Here is a 26,530-nt window from a genome sequence, read left to right on the forward strand (position 1 = left end):
CCTCAAGACCTCAAGACCTCAAGACCTCAAATTCTATAAAACAAATGACTAAACATATAACCGTTCAATTTGATTTCCTTCCTATATGCGAAGCAGCCTGTTGCAGCGATTGTTGTTATCACGGCTTAAAATACAAGCTACAGAGCTAATATTATTGTTAATATGCTATTTATTTCTTATATAGAAAAGCTTAAATTTTTATTATTAATTAAAATTGCACACACTTATTCCCTTCAATAAATTCAGTTGTCTTCTACACTTAAGTTCTATTTACAAATATATAAATATTTATTAGCAAAAAACAGTGGTATGACCAGTTGGTTTTCTGTTATATTCGAAAGAAGTTAAATAAATAGTTTAAAAAGCACTGGAGAGATACATGCTCAGTTATAAAGCACCGATCACAGACATGAAGTTTTTATTTGAAGATGTCTTTAATTATTATGACCATTATAAGCAGTATCCAGAATTTGAAGAAGCGACACCTGACTTGGTTGATGCGATATTCCAAGAGTGTGCAAAATTCTGTGAAAATGAATTATTACCAATAAATCAAAGTGGCGATAAAGAAGGCTGTACTTTTGATAATGGTAAAGTAACCACGCCTACAGGCTTTAAAGAAGCTTATCAGAAATATGTTGACGGTGGTTGGCAGAGTTTGTCTCACCCTGTTGAACATGGTGGCCAAGGGCTTCCTGCTTCGCTAGGCATGGTAAAGTCAGAGATGATGGGTACGGCAAACTGGTCGTGGGCTATGTATCCTGGTCTAAGCCACGGTGCTATGGATACGGTACAGTTACACGGTACTGAAGAACAGAAGCAGCTTTACTTAACTAAGCTTACCGAAGGTACTTGGACCGGCACTATGTGTTTAACTGAACCACAATGTGGTACAGATTTAGGTCAAGTTAAAACAAAAGCTGAGTTAAACGATGATGGTACATTTAGTATTAGTGGTACTAAAATATTTATTTCAGCTGGTGAGCATGACTTAACTGAAAACATAGTTCATATCGTTTTAGCAAGATTACCCAATGCGCCAAAAGGTACGCGTGGTATCTCATTATTTATTGTTCCTAAGATGCAAGTTGATGAACAAGGTAACATTGGCGAAAGTAACAATGTTGTTTGTGGCTCTATTGAAGATAAAATGGGTATCAAAGGTTCAGCTACCGCTGTTTTAAATTTTGATGGTGCAAAAGGCGTACTTATCGGTAAAGAAAATAAAGGTTTAGAATGTATGTTCACCTTTATGAATACCGCACGTGTTGGTACCGCTTTACAAGGTATCTGTGCTGCAGAACTTGCTTATCAAAACTCGTTAATTTACGCAAAAGAACGATTGTCGATGCGTTCACTTACCGGTGCTAAAAAACCTGAATTAGTTGCTGACCCAATTATTGTTCACCCTGATGTTCGTAAAATGCTAATGACGCAAAAAGCGATCACTGAAGGTGGCCGTGCTATGATTTATTATACGGCGAAGATAGTTGACGACATCCAAATGTTGAAAGATGATAAGCAACGCCGTAAAGCTGATAACCGTTTAGGTTTTATTACGCCAATTCTAAAAGCATTCCTCACTGAACTAGGTTCAGAAAGTGCAAATCATGGCTTACAAATATTTGGTGGTCATGGCTTTATCAAAGAGTGGGGTATGGAGCAAATTGTTCGTGATACACGTATAGCTACTTTGTATGAAGGAACAACGGGTATCCAAGCACTTGATTTATTAGGACGTAAAATCTTATTAAATCGCGGTAAGTATTTAAAACACTTTACCATGGAAGTCTTAGGCTTTTGTAAAGAAAAAAGCATGATTTCAAGTAACCCTCATAAACGTCAGATGAATCAATTTATTTGGCCATTGAGCAAAGCTGTTGCCGGCTGGCAGAAAAACACGTTAAGTTTGTCATTAAAAGCAAAGAAAAACCGCGATGTGGTCGGATCTGCTTCGGTTGACTATTTAATGTATTCTGGTTACATCGTTATGGCTTATTTCTGGGCACAAATGGCGCAGGCGGCTTATGAAAAATTAGCAACTGATGTTGAGAACAGAGACTTCTACCGTGCAAAAATTAAAACCGCAGAGTTTTATTTTGAGCGCATGTTGCCAAGAACTAAATCGTTAGCAATCACCATGATGGCAGACCCTAAAACGTTAATGCAGTTAGACGAAGAGTTGTTGTCATTTTTATAAACACTGACTGTTAAGATAACCACCAATAAAACCTTTTACAGTTTTCTGTAAAAGGTTTTATCATTTTAAATGACCTCTAAAGACCTCTAAATAGCGATAACCCTTTATCTTCATTATGGCAACTTCATGTCATCGAGAAGTATTTTAACTGTCGTATCTCTGAAGTTACCGTGGCTGTTGCTATTTTACTTTTCATCATTAGATGGGATACATTAGAACGACTATCTGTTGGGCTTGTATTTTTATTGGCACACGAACTGGTTAAACTGCGAATAATAGTCGTCGCTCTTTATTTATCCAGCGATTACTAGAAAACGCTATGTGAATAGACATTACAAATGAGGTTATCTCGACAAGTAGGACCATTAGAATCAACACCTTCAGTAGATGATATTTTCGAACCAAATCTATCTTTAGTCAACGGGTTGATGCTCGCTGAGAAATTGTCGAGACTGAAAAGTATTAACGATCACTTTGTGCTCACAGCGGACATTACAGTTATAAATTTAGCGATATATTTTCTAATGAATCATTCCTGTCATATTACTAAGGAGTCTCAGTAATATCCAAGCACTTACAAAAACCAAACACTTTTAGTATCTAAAGGATTGAAATTGTGGGATATTACTCCGAATTAAATTAAGGTTATGGGGCTGACATTACTGAGAAGTATCCATAATAAGTGACTATGGTGTCAATTATTAATTCTGATTCCTTTCAGGGTCCCACATGACACCATCCCTCACCATAGAATTAAGAATAATAATCATCTTACGAACGCAGGCGATTATCGCTGTTTTTTTCGGCTTTCCGGCTGCTACTAATCGTTGATATGTTGTTTTAAAAACAGGGTTGCATTGCATTGCAGACATCATTGCCATGTACATCACGGTTCTAATTTTATGACGACCACCACGTATATTTCGTTGACCCTCGTAACTCCCACTCTCTTTATTAAATGGCGCTACGCCGATTAACGAAGCTGCTTCTTTATTGGTTAAATAACCCAGTTCTGGCATGTCGCTCAGTAGGTTAAAAGCAACCACAGGGCCGATTCCAGGCATGCTCTGAATAATAGTGTTTTTAGCTTTATATTCACTGCACTTTTCAATGAGCTTATTGAGTTTATTATCGACTTTTTCTATCTGATTTTTAATGGCGATTAAGATAGGTTTGATAATGTTTGTTATTTCTTTTGGCATAATCTGAAGTCGATTTTTCTCCATGGTTTGCATGGTCATAAGTTGTCTTCTTCGAGACAATAAATTACTCATTAACTGAATGTTTTCAGGCTTTAATTTCGACAACGGTGGCTTAATTGCTTCACCATAATGTGCAATTAACTGGGCGTCTAATTTATCTGTTTTAGCCTTACGTCCAATAGCACCAGCAAACTTTTTTATATGCGCAGGGTTTGCTACGGTAAAAGGTAAATCCGCTTGAGAACAGGCAATGATAAACGGGTGTTCAAGTCTACCTGTAGCTTCAATCACAATGCGTGTTGGCTTGTGTGGTTTTATTTTTTTAATGGCTTTTTTAATGCCTTTCTCATCATTAGTAACCGTAAAATAAATATCTAATGGTCTAATATGAATGTCGAGTTGAAGCTTACCTGTATCAACACCAACTGTGATTTCTTTTTGATTATTTATGCAATTCATAATAAGCTGACTCCGCCTTGCTATTCGGGCTCGAGGCCCAGTTGACTATTCGAGTTTAATGCTTGGAGTCCTATACGACGTTCTCACTTATTAACGGTCTCTCAACAGAGGAGCCAGCTGTTAGTCGAACTATCGTATAAGAAGACTTTGGTTGCAGCCAAAGCTTGGGTCTCACTTTACCGAACTTGGTTTAAATTGTTATTAATTAATGGATTTATTATCCATACAAGCTGTTGACCACGAAATCACTGCCATAAGGAGATGGGATGAAAAAATTTAGACTGATTGTATTGTGTTTACCGGTTGTTCTATTAGCGTTTTCTACGCTATCAGGAATGCTAATTAACTACTTATTTGTATTCCTGCTCTTATCTGCAATAACCATGATAGTGACGTTTATTGTTTCTCTTGTAAAAAAACAGGTTGATTGGGGTTTTTCATATAGAGGGCAAGGATCGGGCATTTACCTTCGTCAGGGTTTTCTAAGGAATGCGACTTGGATTATTATTGGCTATTGTATTTACACAGCAGTTATACCGATTCAATTTTCGTCTACTGATTTTACTGTCATCACAGTCATGATATGGGGTTCAGTGGTTACACTCTGTCTTTTGGATTGGGTGCCTCGGAAACAAATAGGTAAGTCGCTCAATGTTACCCTTTCCATATTTTTGATTTTTTTAATTTATCAGCTCGCCATAATATATTTTCCGGTAAAATCTACTAATAGTATTGTACTGATTCCTCCATTCAAAGGCGATTGGTATGTTTTTCATGGTGGCAATAGTCCGTTAATAAACCATCACCATTTTGTAGGGTCGCAAAAATACGCTATGGATATTTTGGCTCCTGAAGATGGAAAGCTACCATTTGAACAAATAACTGACTTACAGAAATATAAGACGTTTGGTAAATCTCTTTTTTCTCCCGTCGATGGAGTGATCGTATCAATTGAAAATTCACTTCCAGATCAAAAGATAGGTGAGACCGATCGACAAAATATTGCGGGTAATCATGTGGTCATTAAAACAGAAACTGATATATTTATACTAATGGCGCATCTTCAATATAACAGCTTATTAGTAGCTGAAGGAGATAGCGTTAAAATCGGGCAAGAAATCGCAAAGATAGGCAATTCGGGGAACACCTCTCAGCCTCATTTACACATACAAGCAATGACAGCCATAAATTTTATGGACCCGAAAACCAAACCTGTCCCCATATCTTTCAAAATAAGTAAACAAAAACCAGTGTTTTATAAAAGAAATGATATTTTTTAAGTCTATCGGGCTAACAAGTCGTGCAACGCAGCCGATTTTGAGCGTTACCAATACAAAATCTAATCCAAATCAACTTAAAGCCTTCACAGGTTGATGTCAGCTGTGTGGCAAAAGTAATCATAAACCGACTACCCCAATATAGTTCATTTAAAACGACTCTGACCCCTTTTATTTCACTTTATACATAAGCGGTGGTAAGTCAATTCCTGCTAAAAACCTTCCTTTCAAACGATAGCCTTTACTAATATCCCTTTAAATATAGTTAGATTAACACCGTACTGTAATTAAATGACGTAAAAAAAGAACAAAGCACAGCGAAACACAAATAAAATCACGAAATAGTGGTTTTATTACGAAATTTATTTACATTAGAGTTTTAGCTCTATACACTCGTCGGTAATTAAAGCATTCCAAACTTTTTAAATTTCTGAGGTACTTATGAAAACTTTACTTATACCAGCACTTACTGCCATTGTTTCTTTAAACACATTTGCGACAACGTCTAATGTAAAGTTTATCGCAACTGACTATTCAGCTGAAACTCAAGTTTGTCTAGCTGCAGCGCAAAATGGCTTAACTTCAGCAGAAGATAAAGCCAAAGAATTAGGTATTAACTATAGTGGCCTTCAATACATTATCCAATGTAACGGTAAATCATTAATTCAGTTTTCAAAAACGCCTAAAAAAGTAGCTAAAATTGCAGAAATAGAATTAGTTGTAACAAAACCACAATATAAATTTGTTACAACAAATAAAAATAAGGCGTCAAAAATTTGTGCAGATGCGGCGATTAATGGCTTTAACTTCGTTAATGAAAATTACAGTGATGTTAGATACATAGTTTGTAATGGCCAAAACATAGTTCGCTTTGCTAAAAAATACAAAAGCTAATTTTTTTATTTTTTAAATGTGTAATATCGGTTTTGACTTTTATTAACACGTAGTTTGATTGATTCCCCAACCAATTAAACCTTTCGCCTCGCAATTTGCGGGGCTTTTTTTTGTTTAATATTCGTAACCAATAGAAGCATGTTCCACTTAATATAAAAGCAAGTTACTTTATTAAGTGGCTTGGTAGAACTATAAGCTATTCAAGTGGGACAAATTACAGTTGGCAGGTACCGCTCCGCTTCACACCTTAGCCAGCTACAATTTCCCCCTTTACAGGGCGCTATCCATGCAAAAATCTAATCCAAATTAACGTTGCAGATTGAATCCTAATGTCTGTAATGTGGCAACTAGTGACCTTAGAACAATGATCACTGGTAGCTTTGCCCTCACCAAAAGCTAACGTCAAAAAAGTGCGCATCGTTGACGTTAGAGTTTGCTTTGCTAAGTGCAGCTCCAAGACTTAAAGCAGTCGTTAGCATCTTTGATGCCCTTATGACTTCTGCTCCGACATAGCGGTCATTGTTGCCTATGAAAGATGGCACGGCTTACATCGTGATAATTTACGTAAGTTAATTGTGCAATGGTTTAGTAAAGTGTGGGTTATTAATAAAGATAAATTACGCGATGATTTTTGCATTAGATTGCGAGCCAACTTGTGATTTATATGCCATTGAAAATGGTGCTAGTGTAATACAAGTAAAAAATACCATTCAAATATATGCCGCATTATCGGAACAGGTCAAGCATGCAAGTGATAAAGATATTATTCATAAACGCATCAACTTTTTATCTGCTTCCATAGCCCCAAGAGCATGTGGGCTGAAAAGGTTATGCAAGTGTTTTAGTAATCGTTGGATTTTCTACGCTATTTTTTAGTCAAATAGTGTTATCCACCATGACCTATCATTTAGGGTTAGATAATCTTTTTTTAACCTGAGCTTAAACTGAAAGTTTAGCTAAAACCTAACCCTGAACTAGGTTTTTAGTATTTTTGCGGATTTTAAATATGTGTTCTAAAGAAATACAGCCAACCCAATGGTTGGCTGTATTATTCATTTTAAATAAGACCTCTAAAATAATGTATTTTAATTATTGTTTTTCTGAAGAGTTGCTGTCTTTTGAGTCATTACTCTTACTGTCTGCCGATGAACTTTTCGTATTTGTTGGGATTCTTTTGTCTTTTGACTGCTCGAAGCTGTCAAGTGTTGATGCTGTACCTTTTAGATCGCTATTTTCATCTATCAATTTAGCTTTATTCTGTTCTGAGCTCACCCCTGTACTTTTTGTCATTACATCTAAATAGCTTAAATTGTTATTACATTTTTCTATCAAGCTACTGATTTCTGATAACTCTTCCGCTTTTACGTAAAATAAGCGCTTTGCCAATTCGCTAATCTCCCTTTGCATAAAGGCTCGACCTTCGGCAGAGTAATCGTCAAATACTTCGGGCTTTTTCGTATCTAGATACGTTTTTATGACCTCTTCCGTAGGAAGAGAACCAAGAATTAAAGCCAGAATCACAAAACCATCATTTTGGCTAATATATGAATTATCTGGTTTATTTCTAGAAAGCAATAAACCAAGTAATATCCAAGCAGCATCAGCTATTTCAAGATGGTTGTTATCTTGTTTACTATCCTCTTTCTGAAAAGATGTAATACGCATAAGATCTTTATAGAAGTGCTCAAACAATGGCATAGCACGTAATTCCATCAAGCCTATACCAAAGTTTTTTGCACCTAGACTACTAATAATCTCTAATATATTAAAAAACTCGGTGTCTTTACTGACTATATTGATCAAATCTTCTCGTGTTGCTTGGTCTTGAAAATATCGTGAGGCAAAATCTTCATCACGGATCCTTGATTTATCAGAACATGGATTAGTCTTTGAAATAAGGCCTAATACAGAACGATAGACGGAATCTTTAAAAGCCTCTTCAATAGTTTCTATCAGTATTTCAAGCTTTTCTTCAAGCGTCTTTTGAAGTTGATCTGCTATGTCTTCAGGTTTTTTTGTTTGCTTTATTATCGACGTAAAAGCATTATTTAGCGTCAGTGTATTATTTACTCTGCTCACTTCCTTGGTATATAGTAATACCGCGGCACAAGCTCTTTTAGTATCAGTAATAGAGCGGGTTAATTTTGAGTTTAACTCTGAAATACGGTCGACATGTTTTTCCCAAAGGTTAACGTGCTCTCGTATAGAATCATTCTCTTGAATTTTTTTTGCGACACCGGCGATACGAATAGCAACCAATGCCCCGGCAAAACCTAACGCCCATCCACCAAGCGCATCAAAAAGACCAGTACTCTCTTGGGTTAAATAAGGCTGTAGGAGCGATGTAGGTAACAGTTGCCACTTTATCGTCAACCAGAAAAAAGCAAAGGTAACAGCACCAAAAAATAGTGTTAGATATATTAATTCACCAACAGGATTAAACAGCGCCCGCTTGAACATATGAAAGGTGTTTTTTTTGGGAATGCTCGTCATTATATTCCACCTTTGCCCGTCGAACTTTCACTTTGATTTAGAATATTCTCAATAGCTTGTTTTTGTGCTTCAGTTATCCCTTGCATCTTATCTTCAAGTGATTTTAACCAACGGCCTGTTTCTATTTCTTGCTTATAGTTAGCAATTATCTCTTTGAGCTTTTTCTCGCTTTCATTGGGCTCACTTAACATCAAAGAAAATAATTCTTGATAGCTGTCTTCGGTAAATTGTAAAATGAAAGACATAATTCTATGAACTTGGCTTTTGTGTAAAACACCGTCTGCTAGAGGAATATCAATAGAAATTCTTAGTTCACCATCGCTAGGATCAAGTGACATTGACAAAAATTTGTATCTAAATTGAAACCATGCAACCGCCGAAGCAATTAAACTGTATTGGGTTTTATTTAAATCAAATTTATACAAAAAAGGCGTTAAAAAGCGCAATAGCCCTTTGTCTGAATAATCAAGCACAACATTAAAACTAGGATCACCGTTATCGTCTAGGTAATGTTCTGTGTTAAAGCCTAAAACAAACCGTTGTTTATCTTCTTGGTATTTGTATTTATAATCCTTTTCGGTAAAATATTGTTTAAGTACATGTTCTATTGACGGTTTTTCAACTTGTTCCGTTTGAGTGTTTTCTATTGAAGGAACATCAGCATTTTCAACTGTTTGGTACGCGTCAGCCACAACCGTCATTAATAGAGCATCAGCTGTTTCAGCAATGTTTTCAAATTGTGGTGTAAAATCTTCAATATTGGTTTTGGTTGCATCGTAAACCACGGCAAAACCATCAGAATCAATAATAATAACCAAGCCTGACTCTTCATCATTCGTTTGAATTTTATCTTTATTTTGAACGCGTAAAAATTTCTTAGCTAATTCAGATAGTGCATTATCGTTATATAAGTTAAAAAATAAGTGGGCTTTACTTTCACTACCAAATACAGAGATTGACAGTGGTCGCACTTTTTCTTCAGCTTGGCGAGAGATGGTGAAGGGAGATTCTGAGGTCGCAGACCAATCTTCATGTTGTTCTGCGATATCGGCTAGAAGATCAGAGTAAGTTTTTTTTAAATTCATAAATGAATCCTTTCAATAATAAAGTTATGCCATTAGTGACAACAAAATGGTGAATTCCTTTGAGGAATACCAGATGTACAATAAGTATTTCATTTTACTAATAAAAATAACAGCACTAACTTAAAGTATATGATTCTCCCCCTCATTAACAAAGTTTATCGCCGGATAGCAGGCAAGTACTGTTAAACCCCCCAGTTCGTGATAGCATTAATTATGCTTGATATACACGAACAGGGAAGAACCTCGTGAGAACATTACTTTTTTTTACCAAATATATCTCACTCAACGAAAAGAGTGACAAGATAAATCGTGAACACATTTTATCTGCTTTCCAGTGCCTTATACCTTTTTCAATAGATAATAAAAACGAAATATATAAAAAATTTAATAACATGTTGTTACCGGTAGCCCCTACTGTTGAGCTGTTAACGGATAAAAACCGAAGTAATTTACGACAAGGGGTAATAAAAGAGATGATGAAACACCCTGTTATACCTTTTTCTTCACAGGTTTCATCACTACTTGATAAAATTAAACCCATAGCAGCAAGCGATAGCTGGATAAATGATATTGAGTTGTTTAGTTTACCGGATGCTCCTTCTGATTATCGTGATAACCTTAAAGCGCTTGAACAACTTAAAAAAACCTTGCAGGCCGAAGTTTATGGTCAAGAGCACGTTATAGAATATTTAATCGATAGTATGGTTAAAGGATTATGGCAACCTCAACAAAGCCGACCACAAGGCTTGTTCTTTTTTGCGGGGCCTCCAGCTTGTGGCAAAACCTTCTTAGCTGAGCGTTTTGCTCACCACCTAAAAGATGACTATCAATGTAAAGTGTTTGATATGACTCAATATACTAATAGTAACGAAAGTTTTGGCTTGGTAGGAGCAAAGAAAACTTACGATGATTCTGCACCCGGTGATCTCACTGCTTTTGTCAAAAAACACCCTAAATCTGTGATAGTGTTTGACGAATTTGAAAAAGCTCACATACAGGTATTGTTAGCGTTATTACGTATGTTATCTGCCGGTTTTATTACCGACGAATACTCACAAGAAGATATTGATTTTAGGCAAACGATTGTCGTGTTTACTTCTAATTTAGGCAGTGCGGTTTATAACAAGCCAGATTATCTTAGCAGTATTAAGAACAACCCCGAACAAGCGCGTGGGGCGATGATCACACAGTTGCGTAGCGAAATAAAAATTGAACAGGGTAGAGAAGTAAAAGCTATTCCCGCTGAATTACTGTCTAGATTATCGCAAGGTAGTATTGTTTTATTTAAAACACTTGGTGTAGCAGAGCTAACACAGGTAGTAGAAAAACAACTCGCGATTGATCTTAAACACTTCAATGAAAAAAGTCAGATCCAATTTCAACCGGTTAACGACAATACTGTTAGAGTGTTACTAACAACTTTTGCGCCATTTTTTGATATTCGTGATATTAAAGCTAATATAACCGGAAAAGTACTTGATCCGATAACAGACTTTGTTCGATTAAACCCACAAACAGAGTTTAACCAGGTATCTATAGTGCTCGATAATGATATCGCTACCTTGCTTAGGAATGAAACCTGCGAAGCACAAATTCAAGCGTTAAAAATTCGTCACGAAGTTTTATTCTTAGAGTCATCTTGTCATTTAACTGACAAAACTTTAACGCTCACCTTTTCTAAACCAAGTCGTGAGCGATTGCTACACATAGAAGATGTTGGTGAAAGTGGGGGGATTGTGCTGGATATGCCAGAGATCCAATTTGCTGATATTGCCGGTCATGACACCATTAAAGCCCGACTAAAAGAAACTATTAATATTCTCCGTCATAGTGAACAGCTCAGCCAAGCTGGCGTTTCACCACCTAAAGGTATGGTGCTTTTTGGTCCGCCTGGTACCGGAAAAACCACATTAGTTCGCGCATTAGCAAGTGAAGCCGGTTTACCTATGGTTACTTGCTCTGGCAATGAATTGTTATCGGGTAGTTTTATAAAACCTTTATTTCAACGGGTGCGTAAATATGCACCGTGTATTTTATTTATTGACGAAATTGATGCGCTGCCTAAACGAGGTGATGCCGGTCCTAAAGCTGATGCTTTGATAAATCAGCTACTTAACGAAATTGATGGTTTTAATCAAGCCAGTGCACCTGTCTTTATTGTTGCCGCCACTAACCGATTAGAAAAACTTGATGATGCTTTATTGCGCTCAGGAAGACTCGACTTACATGTACATGTACCCTTTTTAGATAAAGATGCCCGTCGTTGGTTTATCAATAAATTTTTACGTTATGAGGGCTATGACGACGCTATCAACGTGGAATTAATCGTCTCGTTGACGGCCGGTTTAAGTGGTGCTGATCTAGAAAAGATTCACCGAGAATCCGTATTACGTGCATTGAGCGAAGGGAATCGTAAAATAGATCAAAGTACTTTAGTTGAAGAAGTTAATATTCTGAAATATGGTGCTAAGCGCTCACTGGACTCTTGTGAAAAAACGCTAGCAGAAACCGCTTATCATGAAGCGGGGCATGCGGTTATTTCTAAATTTTTAATGCCAGAACGAATTATTGAGCAAATTAGTGTCGTACCACGAGAACAATCATTGGGAATGGTGGCATACAGTACAGATCAGCATATAGATTATACCAAGGAATTTTGGTTTTCTCGTACTTGTGTAGCATTAGCAGGTCGAGCAGCTCAGGTTAAGAAATTTGGTGATGAAGGGTTAGATACTGGCGCCAGTAGCGATTTAAAAAATGCCATGTGGTCGGCTTGGTCGGCTATTGCAAAATATGGTATGCATCCCGATAGCTATAATATGGACGTGACCGCATTGCAAGAATGGGGCGGAGATACATATTTTCAAGTACACACCGAAAAACTGATTCAGCAATGGGTGAAAGACGCGACCTTAAAAACCTCACAATTAGTAGAGCAGCATTGGCAGCATATTGACGCTGTAGCGAAGGCTTTGCTTGATAAGGAAGTCTTGTCTGAAATGCAATTTATGGACTTGTTAGCTAAATAATTACCATCCTCGGATGGGCTTATCGAGGCCCGTTATTTAAAGCAAAAATTAAAGCTAAAACACAAACGTAAAGCCTAGAACTCGATCAGATACCTCGGGAATGACTGTGCTTAGCTTAAAATAACCTAAGTGTGAAAATTTGTCGCATTGAGTCACAACGCGATAAAAATGATAATAGGATCATTAAGTTGAGTTGCAAAAATTACGGCTTACTTGGTACTTTGTGACACTTGGTTAATTTTCTACCAATGACACGGTTTAAGCTGCGGCTAATGTAACTGTATATGTAGCTGTTAATTTTAATGTGAATTTTGCGATACCCCAGTAAACACAAGCTGTTCGCATTTTTTTTTATCAACATTTACATAAGTACCAATTACCTTACCAACGACTAAGAGAAAGTTATGGGATCACTTATTAATACTAAAACAGGGTACTTATCATTAGCCACTACAACTGGACTCATAACCGTTAATGAGTGGCATAATACGAATGGCACCTTTGGAGGTCTGCTTCAGGCTCATTGTGACCGCTAGGTATAGTGATTCTACTCTCAATTTATGACCGCTTACTGTCCATCAGCTGTCGTTATGGTACTAAAACCTTAGGTCTTCAAAGTGGCATTAGTGAATATAAGAAAAATTCTTCAATCTCATTTAGTGTCTGAAAATCTAATTAGTCATGTCTATTCACACTATCATCTAATTCGGGTAATTAAACCAGCTAGCTAAACTAGATACGAGCAGATAAAAGCGTTTTTTTTTATTATCTTTAGTGAGTAGATAGATTAAAAATGGTGGCAGAGGATGTAAGATATTTCATCCTCTGAGAAACATTTAGGGAGATTTTTATCGGATGAAACGTAAGAATTTAAGTTTCCATTTTGAATAAGGTGCGAAGCGTACCGGGATATCTTTAATAAAAGGGCGTTTGAGTACTGACTTTAGATGACTAAAATTATCAAAACCGGCTTTGCCACTATATTGGCCAATACCGCTAGGGCCAGTGCCACCAAAAGGTAAGTCAGGTACTGCATTAAACATGATTACATCGTTAATACATTGACTCCCCGAACTTATTTCATTTACCCATTGTGCTACTTGCTCGTTGTTACGGCTAAAGATATAAGCAGAAAGTGGTTTTTCTCTTTGTTTGACAAATGATTTTGCTTGATCAAAATCTTCAATAGTGACGATAGGTAAAATGGCGCCAAAAATTTCTTCTGTCATTAAAGGACTATCTAAAGCGGGATTAATGATAATAGTTGGCGCGATATAGCAGCTTTCAATATCGCTTTCACCGCCAACCATAATTTTACCATCGTTAAAATAAGTGGCTATACGCTGACAATGGCGCTGGTTAATTATACGGCCATAGCTGTCGCTATTTTTTGGGTTTTCACCAAACATAGCGGTTATTTGAGCTTTCAACGCTAGTGTTAATGGCTCAACTAGGTTTTCTTTTACTAATAGATAATCAGGCGCTATGCAGGTTTGCCCTGCATTCATCCACTTGCCCCATGCAATACGCTGTGCTGTTATTGTTAAATCTGCACTTTCATCGACGTAAACAGGACTTTTGCCGCCAAGCTCTAATGTCACTGGCGTTAAGTGCTTTGCGGCTGCGGCCATGACAATACGAGCGACTTGACCATTGCCAGTATACATAATGTGATCAAAGTTTAAGGTAAGTAATGCGGTTGTTTCTGTAACACCGCCTTCAACCACACTAACGGCGTTATTATCTAAATACTTAGGAATAAGTTGGCCAATAAGTGCAGAAATAGCAGGAGCAAGCTCTGAAGGCTTGATGATGGCACAATTACCGGCAGCAATAACGGCAATTAAAGGGGCCAATACTAATTGTAAAGGATAATTCCACGCGCCAATAATTAATACAGTGCCTTGTGGCTCGGGTTTAATAAATGATTTCCCCGGTTGTACCACAATTGGGGTACTAACGCCCCTTGGTTTAGCCCATTTATTGAGGTGTTTGCACGTGTGGTCAACATCACTGGTTATGTATGATATTTCAGTGATCCAAGCTTCTAGAGTCGGTTTTGCAAGGTCATCTTGTAAAGCCTGTAAAATATCTTTTTCGTTTTCAATAACAAGTTTTTTTATAGCTTGTAGTTGCTGTTTACGCCATGAAATATCTCGAGTGACATTAGTATCAAAATACTGACTGTGTTTTGTGAGTAATGCTTGGTAGGGCATATTTAAACCTTATTGTTGTTATTGAGTCTTATAGCTTTATTGGTACGACCAGATATAGAAACAAATTTACAACATTTACAGCTCATCTACAAAACAATCAGATAATTATCTTTTAAGAGGTAAGTGCTAAACTTTTTAAGTTCATTGCATAACCAATGACTCGGCTAACGATGGCTTGAATGTTATCAGTATCTAATTGCTCAACAGGCACATTGATATTGCGGTATTCTATTTGCGTAAAAACCGTCGCAATAATATCAGCATCGATATGTGGGTCATGAGCATTAAAAAATTCGCATAACTTAATAATGGGTTTTAACGAGGCCGCACGGTGTATCTCAGCTAAAGGGGCTAATTTACGGTTTACGCGTACTTCGGTAAAGAGTAATTGTTGAACAGCGAGCTCTACGGGTGAGTCTATTATTCTTTTTACTAAGTATTGGGTCGCCATTATGGCAAGTTTATTACGTAAATTTTCTTTTTCACTTATTTTACGTAAACTTGTTTTATTTACATTGGCGAGTAGTTCAACGGCAGGCTGCCAAGCTAAGCTTGTTTTTGTGGTGATTTGTGAAGAACACAAGGTAAATGCTTGATGAACTAACTCTTGTATATCTTTAAAATAATAGGTGGTAAGAGAGAGTTGAATATTTGCATGACTCGCTATGGCTCGATGAGTCGTGCCTTTTATTCCATTTTTTGCTAATACTTCAATGGCTGATTGTAATATCAGTAAACGTGTTTGTTCACCTTTGCTCCGTCTTTTTACAGTGGGGCTTTCCTTAGTAGAAAACATATTATTTTGTCGTATAATTTTAGTTAACATAAAGTTAACTTATTTTTAATGGTATTTCAATCTAGGCAGGAAAATTATCAGCATTTTTTGTTACAAAAAGTAATAGGTGGGCGCTAGAATTATAAAGTTTGTGAAGACATTAACGATAAAAAAAATGAGTCCAACACGTTTGCTGGGCTCATTTATGATGATAATACGGCTTTAAACACATTGAAACCTACATCCTTGTAGGCGATTTCTATGGCGTGTTGATAAATTAATGACTAGCGGACTGTGCTCTTAATTCGTCAGAGTCAAAGTCATCTACATTGATAGCGACTTTTCTGCCCAATTCAGCCTTGCATAACAACTCGGCTTCTACAGCGTTAATAACATTAACGGCTAAGCCTTTTTTAGCAACTTCATCGAGGGCATAAAAAGGCAGATCTTCACCAATAGCCTGACAAACCTTCTTAAATATTGGTTCACAAGCAATAATGTCATCTAACGTTTGCTCAAGTTGACCTAAAACATTTTCTGGATCTCGGCTTAAATATTGACCTTGTCCTAAGCGTTCTCGAGCTTTACCAGGTGTTTGTAATATCTGTGCAACTTTATGGTCAGTAATATCAGAAGGTTTTTTCAACCATTTGCCCACTGGAAAGATCATAGCTCTTAGAAACAGTGCCACTATCTTATTAGGAAAGTTACTGATCAACGCGTCAATAGCTTGCTGTGTTTCATACAAGCTATCTTCAAGTGCCCATTGTACAAGCGGTAGGTCATCTTGCTGACGACCTTCGTCGTTAAAACGCTTTAAGGTTGCCGAAGACAAATACAAATGGCTAAGTACATCACCTAAACGCGCCGAAATTCTCTCTTTGCGCTTCAAATCGCCACCCAGTGTCAGCATCGATATATCTGATAGCATAGCTAAGTTACTACTAAAGCGAGTGAGCAACTGATAGTAACGAGAGGTTTCGTCTCGAAAAGGTGCCTTTAAAATCCTAGCGCCAGTTAATGAAAACCAAAGGCTGCGGACAACATTGCTAATGGCAAAGCCAATATGGCCAAACAAGGCGTGATCGAATTCTTTTAATGCAATAACATCATCAGTTTGGTTTGCTGCGGCTAACTCCGCTAAAACGTAAGGATGACAACGAATAGCTCCCTGTCCGTAAATAATTAAACTACGTGTCAGAATATTCGCGCCTTCAACGGTTATTGCAATCGGAGCACCTTGATAGGCACGAGCAAGGTAGTTACCTTCGCCCATACAGATGCCTTTGCCGCCGTGAATGTCCATAGCGTCATTAACACAAACACGCATTTTTTCAGTTAAATGATATTTTATAATGGCTGAAATTACCGAAGGTTTCTCGCCTAAATCGATAGCACCTGTAGACATGGTTGTTACCGCATCCATTAAATAAGCATTGCCACCAATGCGAGCGAGGGGTTCTTCAATACCTTCCATTTTACCGATAGGGATCTTGAACTGACGACGAATTCTACTGTAAGCACCTGTAGCAAGTGCAAGTGACTTTATACCACCAGCACTATTAGAAGGAAGTGTAATAGCACGTCCAACAGACAAACACTCCATAAGCATGCGCCAGCCTTGGCCTGCCATTTCTGCGCCACCAATAATATAGTCAAGCGGCACAAAGACACCATTACCTTGTGTTGGACCATTTTGAAAAGGAACATTAAGTGGGAAATGACGACGGCCAGTGATAACACCGTCTAAGTCTGTAGGGATCAATGCACAGGTAATGCCTAAATCAACCGTTTCACCCAGTAAATGGTCAGGGTCTTTTAGTTTAAAAGCCAAACCTAGTACTGTGGCAATGGGCGCTAGCGTAATGTAACGTTTGTCCCAAGTTAATCTCATACCAAGCACTTCTTTACCTTCAAACTCACCGTGACAAATAATGCCTTCATCGGGGATCGCACCAGCATCTGAACCGGCTTCCGGACTAGTCAACGCAAAGCAGGGAATTTCATCACCAACCGCTAAACGAGGAAGGTAATGGTCTTGCTGCTCTTTTGTGCCGTAAAGTTGTAATAATTCACCTGGGCCTAAAGAATTAGGAACTCCAACGGTGCTTGCTAATACGGCACTCACCCCTGATAATTTTTGTAAAACTCGTGACTGTGCATAGGCACAAAACTCTAAGCCGCCATATTTCTTTTTGATAATCATTGCGAAGAATTTATTATCTTTCAAAAACTGCCAAACTTCTGGTGATAAATCAGCATCGACATGAGTCGTTTGCCAATCATTGGTCATTTTACAAACTTCTTCTACGGGACCATTTAAGAAACTTTGCTCTTCAACGCTTAAGCGGGGTGTTTCATAGTTATGTAGTTTTTTCCAATCTGGGTTACCACGAAATAGCTCTGCTTCAAACCAGGTCGTACCAGCGTCGATAGCCTCTTGCTCAGTTCTCGACATTTGCGGCATGATAGATCTGAACATTTTTAGTAAAGGGTGAGTAATATACTGCTTTCTAAAGTCAGATATATTCAAGGGCAATGCAATGATTGCAAATATTATCCAACTGAAAAATGACAGTGCATCAAAGATAGTACCTACCGCCATTAATGCGGCAAAACTTAAGGTAAAAGTTGAGAGCGCAGCACGGGTGTATGCCATGAAGCCGGTTAAAATAACGGCATAAATGAACCATGTAAATTGTTCCATTAATTTTCCTTTTAAAAAATAAAAACCTAAAGATAAAAATAAAGAGGTCTGACCATGTATTTAGCTTAAATCTATGTACAATAAATTACAAATATATTTATCGTTGTAATCTTATTTATAGGATAATAACGTTAATTATCTATTCGGAAATTAATTTATGTGCGAATTACTGGCAATGAGTGCGAACGTCCCCACTGACATTTGCTTTAGCTTTAGTGGTTTAATGCAGCGTGGTGGAAATACTGGGCCGCATAAGGATGGTTGGGGCATTACTTTTTATGAGGGTAAAGGCTGTCGAAGTTTTAAAGACCCTTTACCAAGTTCACAATCACCGATTGCCGAGTTAGTCACCAATTATCCAATAAAAAGTGAAGCGGTTATTTGTCATATTCGACAAGCAAACTCTGGCGGTATTTCTTTGGAGAATACTCATCCTTTTACCCGTCAAATGTGGGGAAGAAATTGGACTTATGCACATAATGGACAATTGAAGAATGTCCAGGTTGAACTGCCTGTTAAATTACACATTCCTGTAGGGGCTACCGACAGCGAACATGCGTTCTGTTGGATCTTAGACCAACTTCATTTTAAGTTTGCGGATAAAGAACCAGCAGCAACGGTACTCTTTAAATTTATCGCCGAGTTGAGTGTCAAAATAAATGCGTTGGGTGTATTTAATGTCAATATCACCAATGGCCAGTATTTATTTGCTTATTGTGCAAATAACCTACATTGGATAACACGCAGAGCACCGTTTGGTAAAGCCAGTTTGATTGATGCTGAAGTAGTTATTAATTTCACCGAAGAAACCACAGAAAATGATGTAGTTACGGTTATCGCCACTCAGCCATTAACGGATAATGAAACTTGGCACAAAATGACCAAAGGGCAGTGGCACTTATTTTGTCTGGGTGAGTCTATTGCTTCAGGGCAAGAAGTGTTGAAGGTTGAATATTAATGTTCTTCAAGTGAAGTCAATTGTGCATCAAACTGTTCAACATCAGATTTTATTTGTTGTATTTTAACCAACAAGTAATTTAACTCTGGAGCGAACCAAGCGTAGGTAATTTTTTTCTTTTCAATGACTTCTCTTTTTAATCTAACCGCTTTTATCATACCAAAAGGCAGCATTAATTCATCTTCACCATCATACTGGTAAACATAATTTTTAACTTTACCCGAATGATTCATCACCGGATACACAAAAAGTTTTTGCTCTGGATTTTTAATTAAATTTAAACGATTCTGCAAGTGATAGCTGAGTGAGTCTTGAATATTGACAGGAAAATCAATATTAACCTCTGAATTGTCTTTGAGGTTCTTCGCAATATTATTCTGAATATTGAACTGCCAAGCATATTCTTTATCAGGTCCGGTGCCGTCTCGTTGGAAATTATATTGCTGAGGTGTCACCTTATGGTGATCGAGTTTAACGAGTGATACTTCTTGACGGTTATCTGAAAATATTAACCATTCAATATCTGTTTTATAACTATATTTAGCTTGTTCAGGTGTTAAGTATTCTAACGTTCTTGTCGCACTACCTAAAATATCAGCAGAACGTATCAAATTATATTTAGCAGTAAAAGGCTGAATAACATGCTGCTCTGCTTGAGTGGTTTTTGCTTCATTGGCGAAAACTAAACTACTCTGTGAGGCTAATACTAGAGCAATACAACATAATTTATTCAGCATTTAATTACCTATCATTTAATATTTTATTTATTCACTCGCATAGCCAGAAGCAGGGAGCGCTTTACCTTCAAAAAGTACAGTATCATTGTGCATAGAAATGCGCTGATTACAACACCATTTTACCACTAAGGGGTAAATTCTATGTTCCTGTTCGTGAACTCTTAGCGCAAGTTCCTCAGCGGTATCACCGGCAAAAATAGGTACTTTCGCTTGCAATATTACTGGGCCACCATCAAGTTCTTCTGTAACATAATGTACACTAACACCATGGTCAGTATCACCGGCATCAATCGCCCGTTGATGGGTATGTAGACCTTGATACTTAGGTAATAAAGAGGGATGAATATTGATTAACTTACCTTGGTAGTGTTGCACAAACTCAGGTGTTAATATTCTCATAAAACCAGCCAGAACAACAACATCAGCTTGGTATAAATCAATTTGCTTGATCAACGCTTGGTCGTAAATTTCTCTACTGCTAAAATCTTTATGAGAAAGTACACAATGGGCTATGCCAGCGTTTTTAGCGCGAGTTAAGCCGAATACATCGGCTTTATTTGAAATAACCCCAACCACTTTTCCTGGATAATCTGCAGCTTTACAGGCGTCTATAATCGCCTGTAAATTAGTGCCGCCACCAGAGATTAGCACAACAATATTGCTGGTTAAATTATTGTCTTGCATGTTACTTGATGGCATAGAATTAACCTTTATTAATCACAACTTGTTCAGCGCCTGCTTGCATATCAGCGATTTCACCAATGTGCCACGCATTCTCACCGTGAGCCGATAAAATTTCAATACTTTTCGCTAGGTCAGCAGCAGGTACAACAATGATCATTCCAACACCGCAGTTGAAGGTACGGTACATTTCGTGGGTAGTAATGTTGCCGTTATCTTGCAACCAGTTAAAGATCGCTGGCCACTCCCAGCTGTTACCGTCAATAATGGCTTGAGCGCTTTCTGGTAATACACGAGGAATATTTTCCCAAAAACCACCACCAGTAATATGTGATAAGGCATGGATGTCAACTTGCTTATGTAATTCTAAAACAGATTTAACATAAATTTTAGTCGGCTCAATTAAATGATCACCGATTGACTTACCATTTAATAATTCGTTGGTATCAGTCTTATTAACTTCTAATACTTTACGAATTAATGAAAAGCCGTTTGAATGCGCGCCAGAAGAAGCTAAGGCAATTAATTGGTCGCCTGATGCTACTTTTGTACCGTCAATTAAACGGGATTTTTCAGCGATACCGACACAAAAACCAGCGATGTCGTAATCACCCTTGTGATACATACCTGGCATTTCAGCGGTTTCGCCGCCAACTAAAGCACAGTTTGATAATACACAACCATCAGCAATACCAGCAACAACTGCCGAAGCAACATCTACATCAAGTTTGTCTGTCGCGTAATAATCTAAAAAGAACAAAGGTTCAGCGCCTTGAACGATTAAATCATTGACACACATAGCCACTAAATCAATACCTACGGTATCGTGCTTGTTTAAATCAATTGCTAAGCGTAGTTTTGTACCTACGCCATCTGTTCCCGCAACCATTACAGGTTCTTTATAACCGGTTGGTAATTGGCATACTGAGCCAAAACCACCTAAGCCACTCATCACTTCAGGACGAGTTGTACGTTTTACTGCACCTTTAATGTTTTCTACTAGGGCGTTACCTGCATCTATATCAACGCCAGCATCTTTATAGCTTAGAGACTGTTTTTGTTCGCTCACGGGGGAAACCTCAATTAATTAGCATAAGAACTTTAATGGCGCATTCTACCAGCGCAATGGCGTGGTGAAAATCTTTATAATAAATTATTTTTTATTAGTGTTTAAAATGATTAACACTATGATAAGATCTTATACATAAAAATAATCAACTTAAAAAATATGCTTAGATATCTTATTGTATTAGTTGTTGTTTTAAGTAATTTCTTTGCTTCAATGACCGCTTTGGCTGTTGAAGTTAAAAACTTATACAACGCAAAGGTTATCGTTAACTCACAAACCGACTCAGAGCGAAAGCTCGCCTTGCAACAAGCAATGAGCGCAGTGGTGCTTAAAGTGGGGGGACAACAAGCGCTGTTGTCCAACTCAACCATAAAAAGTGGCCTTAGAAATGTCAGTGGCTATGTTGTAAAATACCGTTATCAACGTAATGCTGAGCAGACTGAGCTTTTAGTTACTTTTGACGAAAGCAAAATTAATCAGTTGTTTGAAGATGCCAACGCCCCAATTTGGGGAAGTTTACGGCCACAAATTTTATTGTGGCTCGTTGAAGAGAATGGTTTACGCCGTACGACTATTTCTAATGCAAGCCACTCGTCATTTTCCAATAATGCAACACCACAAGTGAGTTACAATTTACCTAATAGTGTCGAACAATTTTCAGCGTTAAGGGGCTTACCTATTTTAATGCCGTTAATGGACTTAACCGATGTAAATACCATCTCTACTTTTGATGTTTGGGGACGCTTTGCCAAACAAGTACAAATGGCATCACTGCGCTATAATCCAGAATCTATAATAATTATTCGTTTATCAAACAGTAGTTTATTACCTCAACAAGAAAGTGATGAACAGGTTGATGATTGTTTTTTATGCCAAAAAGAACGTCAACAATACGCACTAGACTGGAGTTTTATCGCCGATGCCCAAGACTACAACCGCGATACAATCACCGGACAAATCTTTGGTGAAATCAGCTACGGTGACTCTCCTGACCAGTTATTAAAAACTGCGCTTTCTCTTATTAGTGATATAATTTATCAAAAATATGCTTTAAATAGTGATATTGATAACAATTATATTATTGATGTTGCCAATATATCATCACTAAAAAGCTTTATTGAATTAGAGCGATTTCTTGAACAATTATCATCAGTTAAATCGGTAAAATTACTCAGCGCTTCGGGGAAAAATCGCCGTTTTGAATTGGTTTTAAAAAGTTCAGGACAAGCCTTTCTCGCTTCATTAAAGCTGAATAAGCAATTAGACCTTTTTGATGACCCGCTTGCCGAAAAAGTGGTCGGTGCTGTCCCTGTTTTTTATTGGAAACCCTAGTGAAAGTCACTTCTCAATTAACCTTGTCAGTTCAATTACCCGATGATGAAACGTTTTCAAGTTTCCAAAGTATTGCTAATTATTCGGCAACTGAGCAGTTAAAGTCATTTATTAAAGCCAGTCAACATTCGGTAGAGTCTGCGCACGTCAATAGTTTTTACTTATTCGGCTTGTCAGGTGTTGGTAAATCACATTTACTTCATGCCAGTTGTACTTTTGCTGAGAAATTAGGTCTATCATCCGTTTGTTTATCTTTTTCTGAATTAAAACAGTTGTCGGTTGAAGTACTTGATGGTTTAGAAAATATTGATTTGATTTGCTTAGATGATGTGCAATTAATTGCTGGGGACAAGCTTTGGCAACAAGCGGTCTTTGATTTATTTAACCGTGTTATTGAGCATAATAAACGCTTGATTATTACTGGAGATCAAAGTGTTTCACAATTGAAACTTGGCTTAGCCGATTTAGTCTCTCGATTATCTTGGGGAATGACAGAGCAAATCAAACCCCTAGATGATGAAGAAAAGTTAATCGCCTTAAAATTTAGAGCGCAACAACGAGGTTTATTATTAAGTGATGAAGTCGCTAAATATTTACTGAGTCACTTATCACGTGAAATGAGTCACTTGATCTTAGCTTTAGCCGAGCTTGACGAAGCATCAATAAGAGAACAACGAAAAATCACCATCCCATTTATTAAAGCTATTTTATTTTAAAGGGCTGGGCTTTTCATAAAACTCATACTGAACAAAGCGTCTATCTTTGGGTTGAGCAGAAACGTTTTGCAATCCTGCTTGCTCTTTGTTAACGGGGCTTATATTTAAGTTATTAGCCCAACTTTCACCAGCGTTCATCATGATTGGACTCGGTAAATTATTTACTAAGTTTTCAATGTCACTTACTTCCGGCAATATATGACTTACGGCATATAATACTCGAGGTTTAATATTTTCATCGCCAATACGGCCGCGCTGTCCCCAATTAACGATATAATTTTCATTCGCAATTTTAGGGGCGTTAGTTATAGCGACATCTCGACTAATATCAAAGCGAGTTTTCATCATAAAACCATCAAAAAGCATAGCGTAATCTTCGCGAATACTTGAGTAATTATAAAACTGAGGCGCAGCTTCGCCACTAAAAAACGTTTTAATATCGCTGGGTTGATAAGCGTTTTGTGTTTTTGATGCGTCAACCCCCTGAAAACGTACCTGAGCTAAGGCGTACATTTCCTCACCCAGTAAGGGAAGGGTGTTGTTTAGCTGATCAGATTTAAAGCCACTATTATCTGCTATCTGTTGTGCGGCTGATAATATTGTTTGGTCTCTGTTTAAAGCTGACCAACTAGTGCTCGGGAAAATGTCGTTGGCATGGGCAAGTTCGTGGTACATCAAAGACGTTAAACTGTATAAAACATCGTTAGGTTGGCGAGTAACCCTGTCATTGTCAGATATAAAAGTAGTGGTGTAATTATTATTTTTTACATAACGCCAAGGCATAGCAAAATTAAGATCTCCACCAAAGGACGCTCTATAGTCAGGTGCTTGATTTATGGTATCTCGCTCATCAGGGGTCAACCAAAAATAATTAGCATCTAAGTGAATAGCGCCACTGACCACCCAGTAATATGAGGGTCTAATGTCATAAGAAATTACAATGGCAGTATTTGCTCTTAGTAAATTTTTGAAATCATTGTAGGGGTCATAATTTTCAAGGAATTCTCGAAATCTTTTTCCCATCCAATAATGAGAAACGATCACTCGGTCCATTATGTCATCAACCGTTGGTGTGGTCGTATCATGTGCAATTAATGGTAAGGTATTAAATGCACATGTTCGCGCAAAGTTAATTTTATTACTATAAACACAATCGACGAGTACATCGGCATAAGACGAGTTTGCAACAAAGGGGAATACCCGTGCTAAACGCTCAGTATAAGCGGTATTATCTGAAGTTGGGACAGGTTCAGCATTTTCAATAAGTACCGCTACTTTGTCAGAATAGCTCCCTGAGGATACGGTGAATTCTACTACCGTATCCCTAGTAACTTCCGGCGCATTAAAGAATACTGCATAATCACCCTGGGTATTTTCAGCCGTAAAATTGACCTCTGGACCGGCAGTTTGTTGCCAAACTAAACTATCGCTTAAAAGCTTATTTGTTAACGAAGCGCGCAATGACACTTTACTACCTTCTAGAGCAGCATGACCCAGACGCGCAGAAATCTCTCCTTGTTCATTGGTTACACTAAGAGAGTGGTTAAGTGACTCTCTGCTACCATCTTCTAGTGTAAATGAAACATTAAAACTATATGCGCCTGCGGTGTTAGGTGTGAAAGCGATAACCTTGCTGGTGTAGGCCAAGAACACCACTGGCTCGCCAGTCGTCTGCGTCCAAATAATGTCAGTCACCTTACTCGAGGGAGCGAGTAAAACTAATTCGACCGCCTGAGAAATTTTCACTTCATCGTCGACGGTGATAATTTTAGTGACCTCACCATTATTGTTACAAGCAAATAAAATAGGTATTAGCAGTAATATATGCAGAATGTTTTTCATTTTCAGCCCTTAACTATAATGGTGGTTACGTTATAAAAGTCTTATTGAAGCGTTACGCTTTATCTTTAGCTTTTCTAATACTCAAGCCTAGTTCTTGACCTCTATATTTCGCGTAATAACTGCCACCAATAAACATCATTGTTGCAAATATAAGCTCTAATGATGCCCAAACTACATCTGCTGGAGATACCCACAGCGTGGTTAAACTGTGTAGGAAATAAATCATAACGACAAAGCTCGACCAAGCATAGGTATAAGGATTACCTGCCAGCAAACCTTTTAGAGGAAATAACAGTGGTACTGTGAATAAGCATAAGCTTAATATCGGCGACAAACCTTGTGAAGGGTTTAAATAGATTAGCCAAAGCGGCATAAAAAATAATAAAGAAAAATAGCCAATTAAGGTTATTTTTTTAAATGTTGATGTTGAAAATCTTTGTGGCTTGGTCATGAAAGGTATCCTGCTGGTTAGCAAATTGTTTCACTAACTTGTTGAATTAAATTTTAAATTGAAATTAAAAGAGTGTTAAAACGTTTTCAGGAGGTCGGCCAATGATGGCTTTCGTTTGCGTAGTAACAATTGGTCGCTCAATAAGTTTTGGGGTGTTCACCATAGCTTCAATGAGTTGCTTGTCAGTTGCTTGAGCTAATGCTTGTTCTTTAAATTCACTTTCTTTAGTGCGCATCATTTGAATAGGGGAAACATTTAAACGTGATAAAAGTGACTGGATAGTGCTTTCATCCAGTGGTTTTTTTAAATACTCTACAATGCAAACCTCTTGGTTGTTTTCTTCAATCAACGCCAAGGTTTGGCGGCTTTTAGAACAGCGAGGGTTATGATAAATCGTTAACATGGTT

At 37.6% G+C, this 26,530-nt stretch carries 20 protein-coding genes; 8 read left to right on the forward strand and 12 right to left on the reverse strand.

The window, feature by feature from the left end:
- Positions 1-379: 379 nt before the first annotated feature.
- The gene (locus tag H4J62_RS11385; RefSeq protein WP_182216149.1) at positions 380-2,200 is read left to right on the forward strand and encodes an acyl-CoA dehydrogenase C-terminal domain-containing protein; all 1,821 of its coding nucleotides are present in this window, start codon (positions 380-382) and stop codon (positions 2,198-2,200) included.
- Positions 2,201-2,901: 701 nt separating this feature from the next.
- Here the strand turns inward: H4J62_RS11385 and H4J62_RS11390 are convergent.
- On the reverse strand, positions 2,902-3,861 hold the full coding sequence (locus H4J62_RS11390; RefSeq protein WP_182216147.1) for an IS110 family transposase: 960 nt from the start codon (positions 3,859-3,861) through the stop codon (positions 2,902-2,904).
- Positions 3,862-4,127: 266 nt separating this feature from the next.
- Here H4J62_RS11390 and H4J62_RS11395 point away from each other — a divergent pair, with 266 nt between their 5' ends.
- From H4J62_RS11395 to H4J62_RS11405, 3 genes are all read left to right on the forward strand, one after another.
- The gene (locus H4J62_RS11395) at positions 4,128-5,141 is read left to right on the forward strand and encodes a M23 family metallopeptidase (RefSeq protein ID WP_182216145.1); all 1,014 of its coding nucleotides are present in this window, start codon (positions 4,128-4,130) and stop codon (positions 5,139-5,141) included.
- A gap of 438 nt (positions 5,142-5,579) precedes the next feature.
- Entirely contained in the window at positions 5,580-6,032 is a 453-nt protein-coding gene (locus H4J62_RS11400; RefSeq protein WP_182216143.1) for a hypothetical protein, read from the forward strand.
- Positions 6,033-6,656: 624 nt separating this feature from the next.
- A complete protein-coding gene (locus tag H4J62_RS11405; protein ID WP_182216141.1) occupies positions 6,657-6,908 on the forward strand; it encodes a hypothetical protein in 252 nt (83 codons plus the stop codon).
- Positions 6,909-7,121: 213 nt separating this feature from the next.
- Here the strand turns inward: H4J62_RS11405 and H4J62_RS11410 are convergent, their stop codons facing one another.
- A complete protein-coding gene (locus H4J62_RS11410; RefSeq protein ID WP_182216139.1) occupies positions 7,122-8,525 on the reverse strand; it encodes a hypothetical protein in 1,404 nt (467 codons plus the stop codon).
- The gene (locus H4J62_RS11415) at positions 8,525-9,610 is read right to left on the reverse strand and encodes a hypothetical protein (protein ID WP_182216137.1); all 1,086 of its coding nucleotides are present in this window, start codon (positions 9,608-9,610) and stop codon (positions 8,525-8,527) included. The genes H4J62_RS11410 and H4J62_RS11415 overlap by 1 nt, the downstream gene beginning before the upstream one ends.
- A gap of 245 nt (positions 9,611-9,855) precedes the next feature.
- Here H4J62_RS11415 and H4J62_RS11420 point away from each other — a divergent pair, with 245 nt between their 5' ends.
- The gene (locus H4J62_RS11420; RefSeq protein ID WP_182216135.1) at positions 9,856-12,639 is read left to right on the forward strand and encodes an AAA family ATPase; all 2,784 of its coding nucleotides are present in this window, start codon (positions 9,856-9,858) and stop codon (positions 12,637-12,639) included.
- Positions 12,640-13,487: 848 nt separating this feature from the next.
- On the opposite strand, the gene H4J62_RS11425 is transcribed toward H4J62_RS11420, so the two are convergent.
- From H4J62_RS11425 to fadE, 3 genes are all read right to left on the reverse strand, one after another.
- Positions 13,488-14,855, reverse strand: coding sequence for an aldehyde dehydrogenase family protein (locus tag H4J62_RS11425; protein WP_182216133.1), 1,368 nt, complete (start codon positions 14,853-14,855; stop codon positions 13,488-13,490).
- 112 nt (positions 14,856-14,967) lie between these two features.
- Complete coding sequence (locus tag H4J62_RS11430) at positions 14,968-15,681, reverse strand: TetR/AcrR family transcriptional regulator (protein ID WP_070373898.1); 714 nt, start codon at positions 15,679-15,681, stop codon at positions 14,968-14,970.
- 226 nt (positions 15,682-15,907) lie between these two features.
- Positions 15,908-18,337: an acyl-CoA dehydrogenase FadE gene (gene fadE, locus H4J62_RS11435; RefSeq protein ID WP_182216131.1), complete on the reverse strand. Its 2,430-nt coding sequence runs from the start codon at positions 18,335-18,337 to the stop codon at positions 15,908-15,910.
- Between the two features lie 157 nt (positions 18,338-18,494).
- Here fadE and H4J62_RS11440 point away from each other — a divergent pair, with 157 nt between their 5' ends.
- Positions 18,495-19,295 (forward strand): class II glutamine amidotransferase, encoded by an 801-nt coding sequence (locus H4J62_RS11440; RefSeq protein ID WP_182216129.1) that lies wholly within the window; start codon positions 18,495-18,497, stop codon positions 19,293-19,295.
- Here H4J62_RS11440 and H4J62_RS11445 read toward each other — a convergent pair.
- From H4J62_RS11445 to purM, 3 genes are read right to left on the reverse strand one after another with little or no spacing between them, the layout of a single operon-like run.
- Positions 19,292-20,032, reverse strand: a complete 741-nt coding sequence (locus tag H4J62_RS11445; protein ID WP_182216127.1) for a DUF3108 domain-containing protein — start codon at positions 20,030-20,032, stop codon at positions 19,292-19,294. The genes H4J62_RS11440 and H4J62_RS11445 overlap by 4 nt on opposite strands.
- A gap of 27 nt (positions 20,033-20,059) precedes the next feature.
- On the reverse strand, positions 20,060-20,731 hold the full coding sequence (gene purN / locus H4J62_RS11450) for a phosphoribosylglycinamide formyltransferase (RefSeq protein ID WP_259364965.1): 672 nt from the start codon (positions 20,729-20,731) through the stop codon (positions 20,060-20,062).
- 4 nt (positions 20,732-20,735) lie between these two features.
- Positions 20,736-21,782: a phosphoribosylformylglycinamidine cyclo-ligase gene (gene purM / locus H4J62_RS11455; RefSeq protein WP_070373894.1), complete on the reverse strand. Its 1,047-nt coding sequence runs from the start codon at positions 21,780-21,782 to the stop codon at positions 20,736-20,738.
- 159 nt (positions 21,783-21,941) lie between these two features.
- Between purM and H4J62_RS11460 the strand changes: the two genes are divergently transcribed.
- Both H4J62_RS11460 and hda read left to right on the forward strand, forming a co-directional pair.
- Positions 21,942-23,114 (forward strand): DUF2066 domain-containing protein, encoded by a 1,173-nt coding sequence (locus H4J62_RS11460; protein ID WP_182216125.1) that lies wholly within the window; start codon positions 21,942-21,944, stop codon positions 23,112-23,114.
- On the forward strand, positions 23,114-23,830 hold the full coding sequence (gene hda / locus H4J62_RS11465) for a DnaA regulatory inactivator Hda (protein WP_182169642.1): 717 nt from the start codon (positions 23,114-23,116) through the stop codon (positions 23,828-23,830). Before H4J62_RS11460 ends, hda begins: the two co-directional genes overlap by 1 nt.
- Here hda and H4J62_RS11470 read toward each other — a convergent pair.
- The 3 genes from H4J62_RS11470 to arsC form a co-directional block, all read right to left on the reverse strand.
- Complete coding sequence (locus tag H4J62_RS11470; protein WP_182216123.1) at positions 23,822-25,672, reverse strand: hypothetical protein; 1,851 nt, start codon at positions 25,670-25,672, stop codon at positions 23,822-23,824. The two genes, hda and H4J62_RS11470, sit on opposite strands and share 9 nt — an antisense overlap.
- A 52-nt stretch (positions 25,673-25,724) precedes the next feature.
- Positions 25,725-26,123, reverse strand: coding sequence for a DUF2069 domain-containing protein (locus H4J62_RS11475; protein WP_182216121.1), 399 nt, complete (start codon positions 26,121-26,123; stop codon positions 25,725-25,727).
- A gap of 64 nt (positions 26,124-26,187) precedes the next feature.
- Positions 26,188-26,526, reverse strand: a complete 339-nt coding sequence (gene arsC, locus H4J62_RS11480) for an arsenate reductase (glutaredoxin) (RefSeq protein WP_070373889.1) — start codon at positions 26,524-26,526, stop codon at positions 26,188-26,190.
- Positions 26,527-26,530: the final 4 nt, after the last annotated feature.

Source organism: Colwellia sp. BRX8-5 (genome assembly GCF_014077325.1).
In the GTDB taxonomy this organism is placed as follows: domain Bacteria; phylum Pseudomonadota; class Gammaproteobacteria; order Enterobacterales; family Alteromonadaceae; genus Colwellia_A.

Excerpts from the sequence above, each read along its gene's own strand:
- arsC (WP_070373889.1), bottom strand. The coding sequence starts at position 26,526 with ATGTTAACGATTTATCATAACCCTCGCTGTTCTAAAAGCCGCCAAACC.
- H4J62_RS11395 (WP_182216145.1), top strand. The coding sequence starts at position 4,128 with ATGAAAAAATTTAGACTGATTGTATTGTGTTTACCGGTTGTTCTATTA.
- H4J62_RS11405 (WP_182216141.1), top strand. The coding sequence starts at position 6,657 with ATGATTTTTGCATTAGATTGCGAGCCAACTTGTGATTTATATGCCATT.
- H4J62_RS11470 (WP_182216123.1), bottom strand. The coding sequence starts at position 25,672 with ATGAAAAACATTCTGCATATATTACTGCTAATACCTATTTTATTTGCT.
- H4J62_RS11475 (WP_182216121.1), bottom strand. The coding sequence starts at position 26,123 with ATGACCAAGCCACAAAGATTTTCAACATCAACATTTAAAAAAATAACC.
- H4J62_RS11385 (WP_182216149.1), top strand. The coding sequence starts at position 380 with ATGCTCAGTTATAAAGCACCGATCACAGACATGAAGTTTTTATTTGAA.
- H4J62_RS11400 (WP_182216143.1), top strand. The coding sequence starts at position 5,580 with ATGAAAACTTTACTTATACCAGCACTTACTGCCATTGTTTCTTTAAAC.
- H4J62_RS11410 (WP_182216139.1), bottom strand. The coding sequence starts at position 8,525 with ATGACGAGCATTCCCAAAAAAAACACCTTTCATATGTTCAAGCGGGCG.
- H4J62_RS11445 (WP_182216127.1), bottom strand. The coding sequence starts at position 20,032 with ATGCTGAATAAATTATGTTGTATTGCTCTAGTATTAGCCTCACAGAGT.
- H4J62_RS11460 (WP_182216125.1), top strand. The coding sequence starts at position 21,942 with ATGCTTAGATATCTTATTGTATTAGTTGTTGTTTTAAGTAATTTCTTT.
- H4J62_RS11430 (WP_070373898.1), bottom strand. The coding sequence starts at position 15,681 with ATGTTAACTAAAATTATACGACAAAATAATATGTTTTCTACTAAGGAA.
- purN (WP_259364965.1), bottom strand. The coding sequence starts at position 20,731 with ATGCCATCAAGTAACATGCAAGACAATAATTTAACCAGCAATATTGTT.
- fadE (WP_182216131.1), bottom strand. The coding sequence starts at position 18,337 with ATGGAACAATTTACATGGTTCATTTATGCCGTTATTTTAACCGGCTTC.
- H4J62_RS11440 (WP_182216129.1), top strand. The coding sequence starts at position 18,495 with ATGTGCGAATTACTGGCAATGAGTGCGAACGTCCCCACTGACATTTGC.
- H4J62_RS11390 (WP_182216147.1), bottom strand. The coding sequence starts at position 3,861 with ATGAATTGCATAAATAATCAAAAAGAAATCACAGTTGGTGTTGATACA.
- H4J62_RS11425 (WP_182216133.1), bottom strand. The coding sequence starts at position 14,855 with ATGCCCTACCAAGCATTACTCACAAAACACAGTCAGTATTTTGATACT.
- H4J62_RS11415 (WP_182216137.1), bottom strand. The coding sequence starts at position 9,610 with ATGAATTTAAAAAAAACTTACTCTGATCTTCTAGCCGATATCGCAGAA.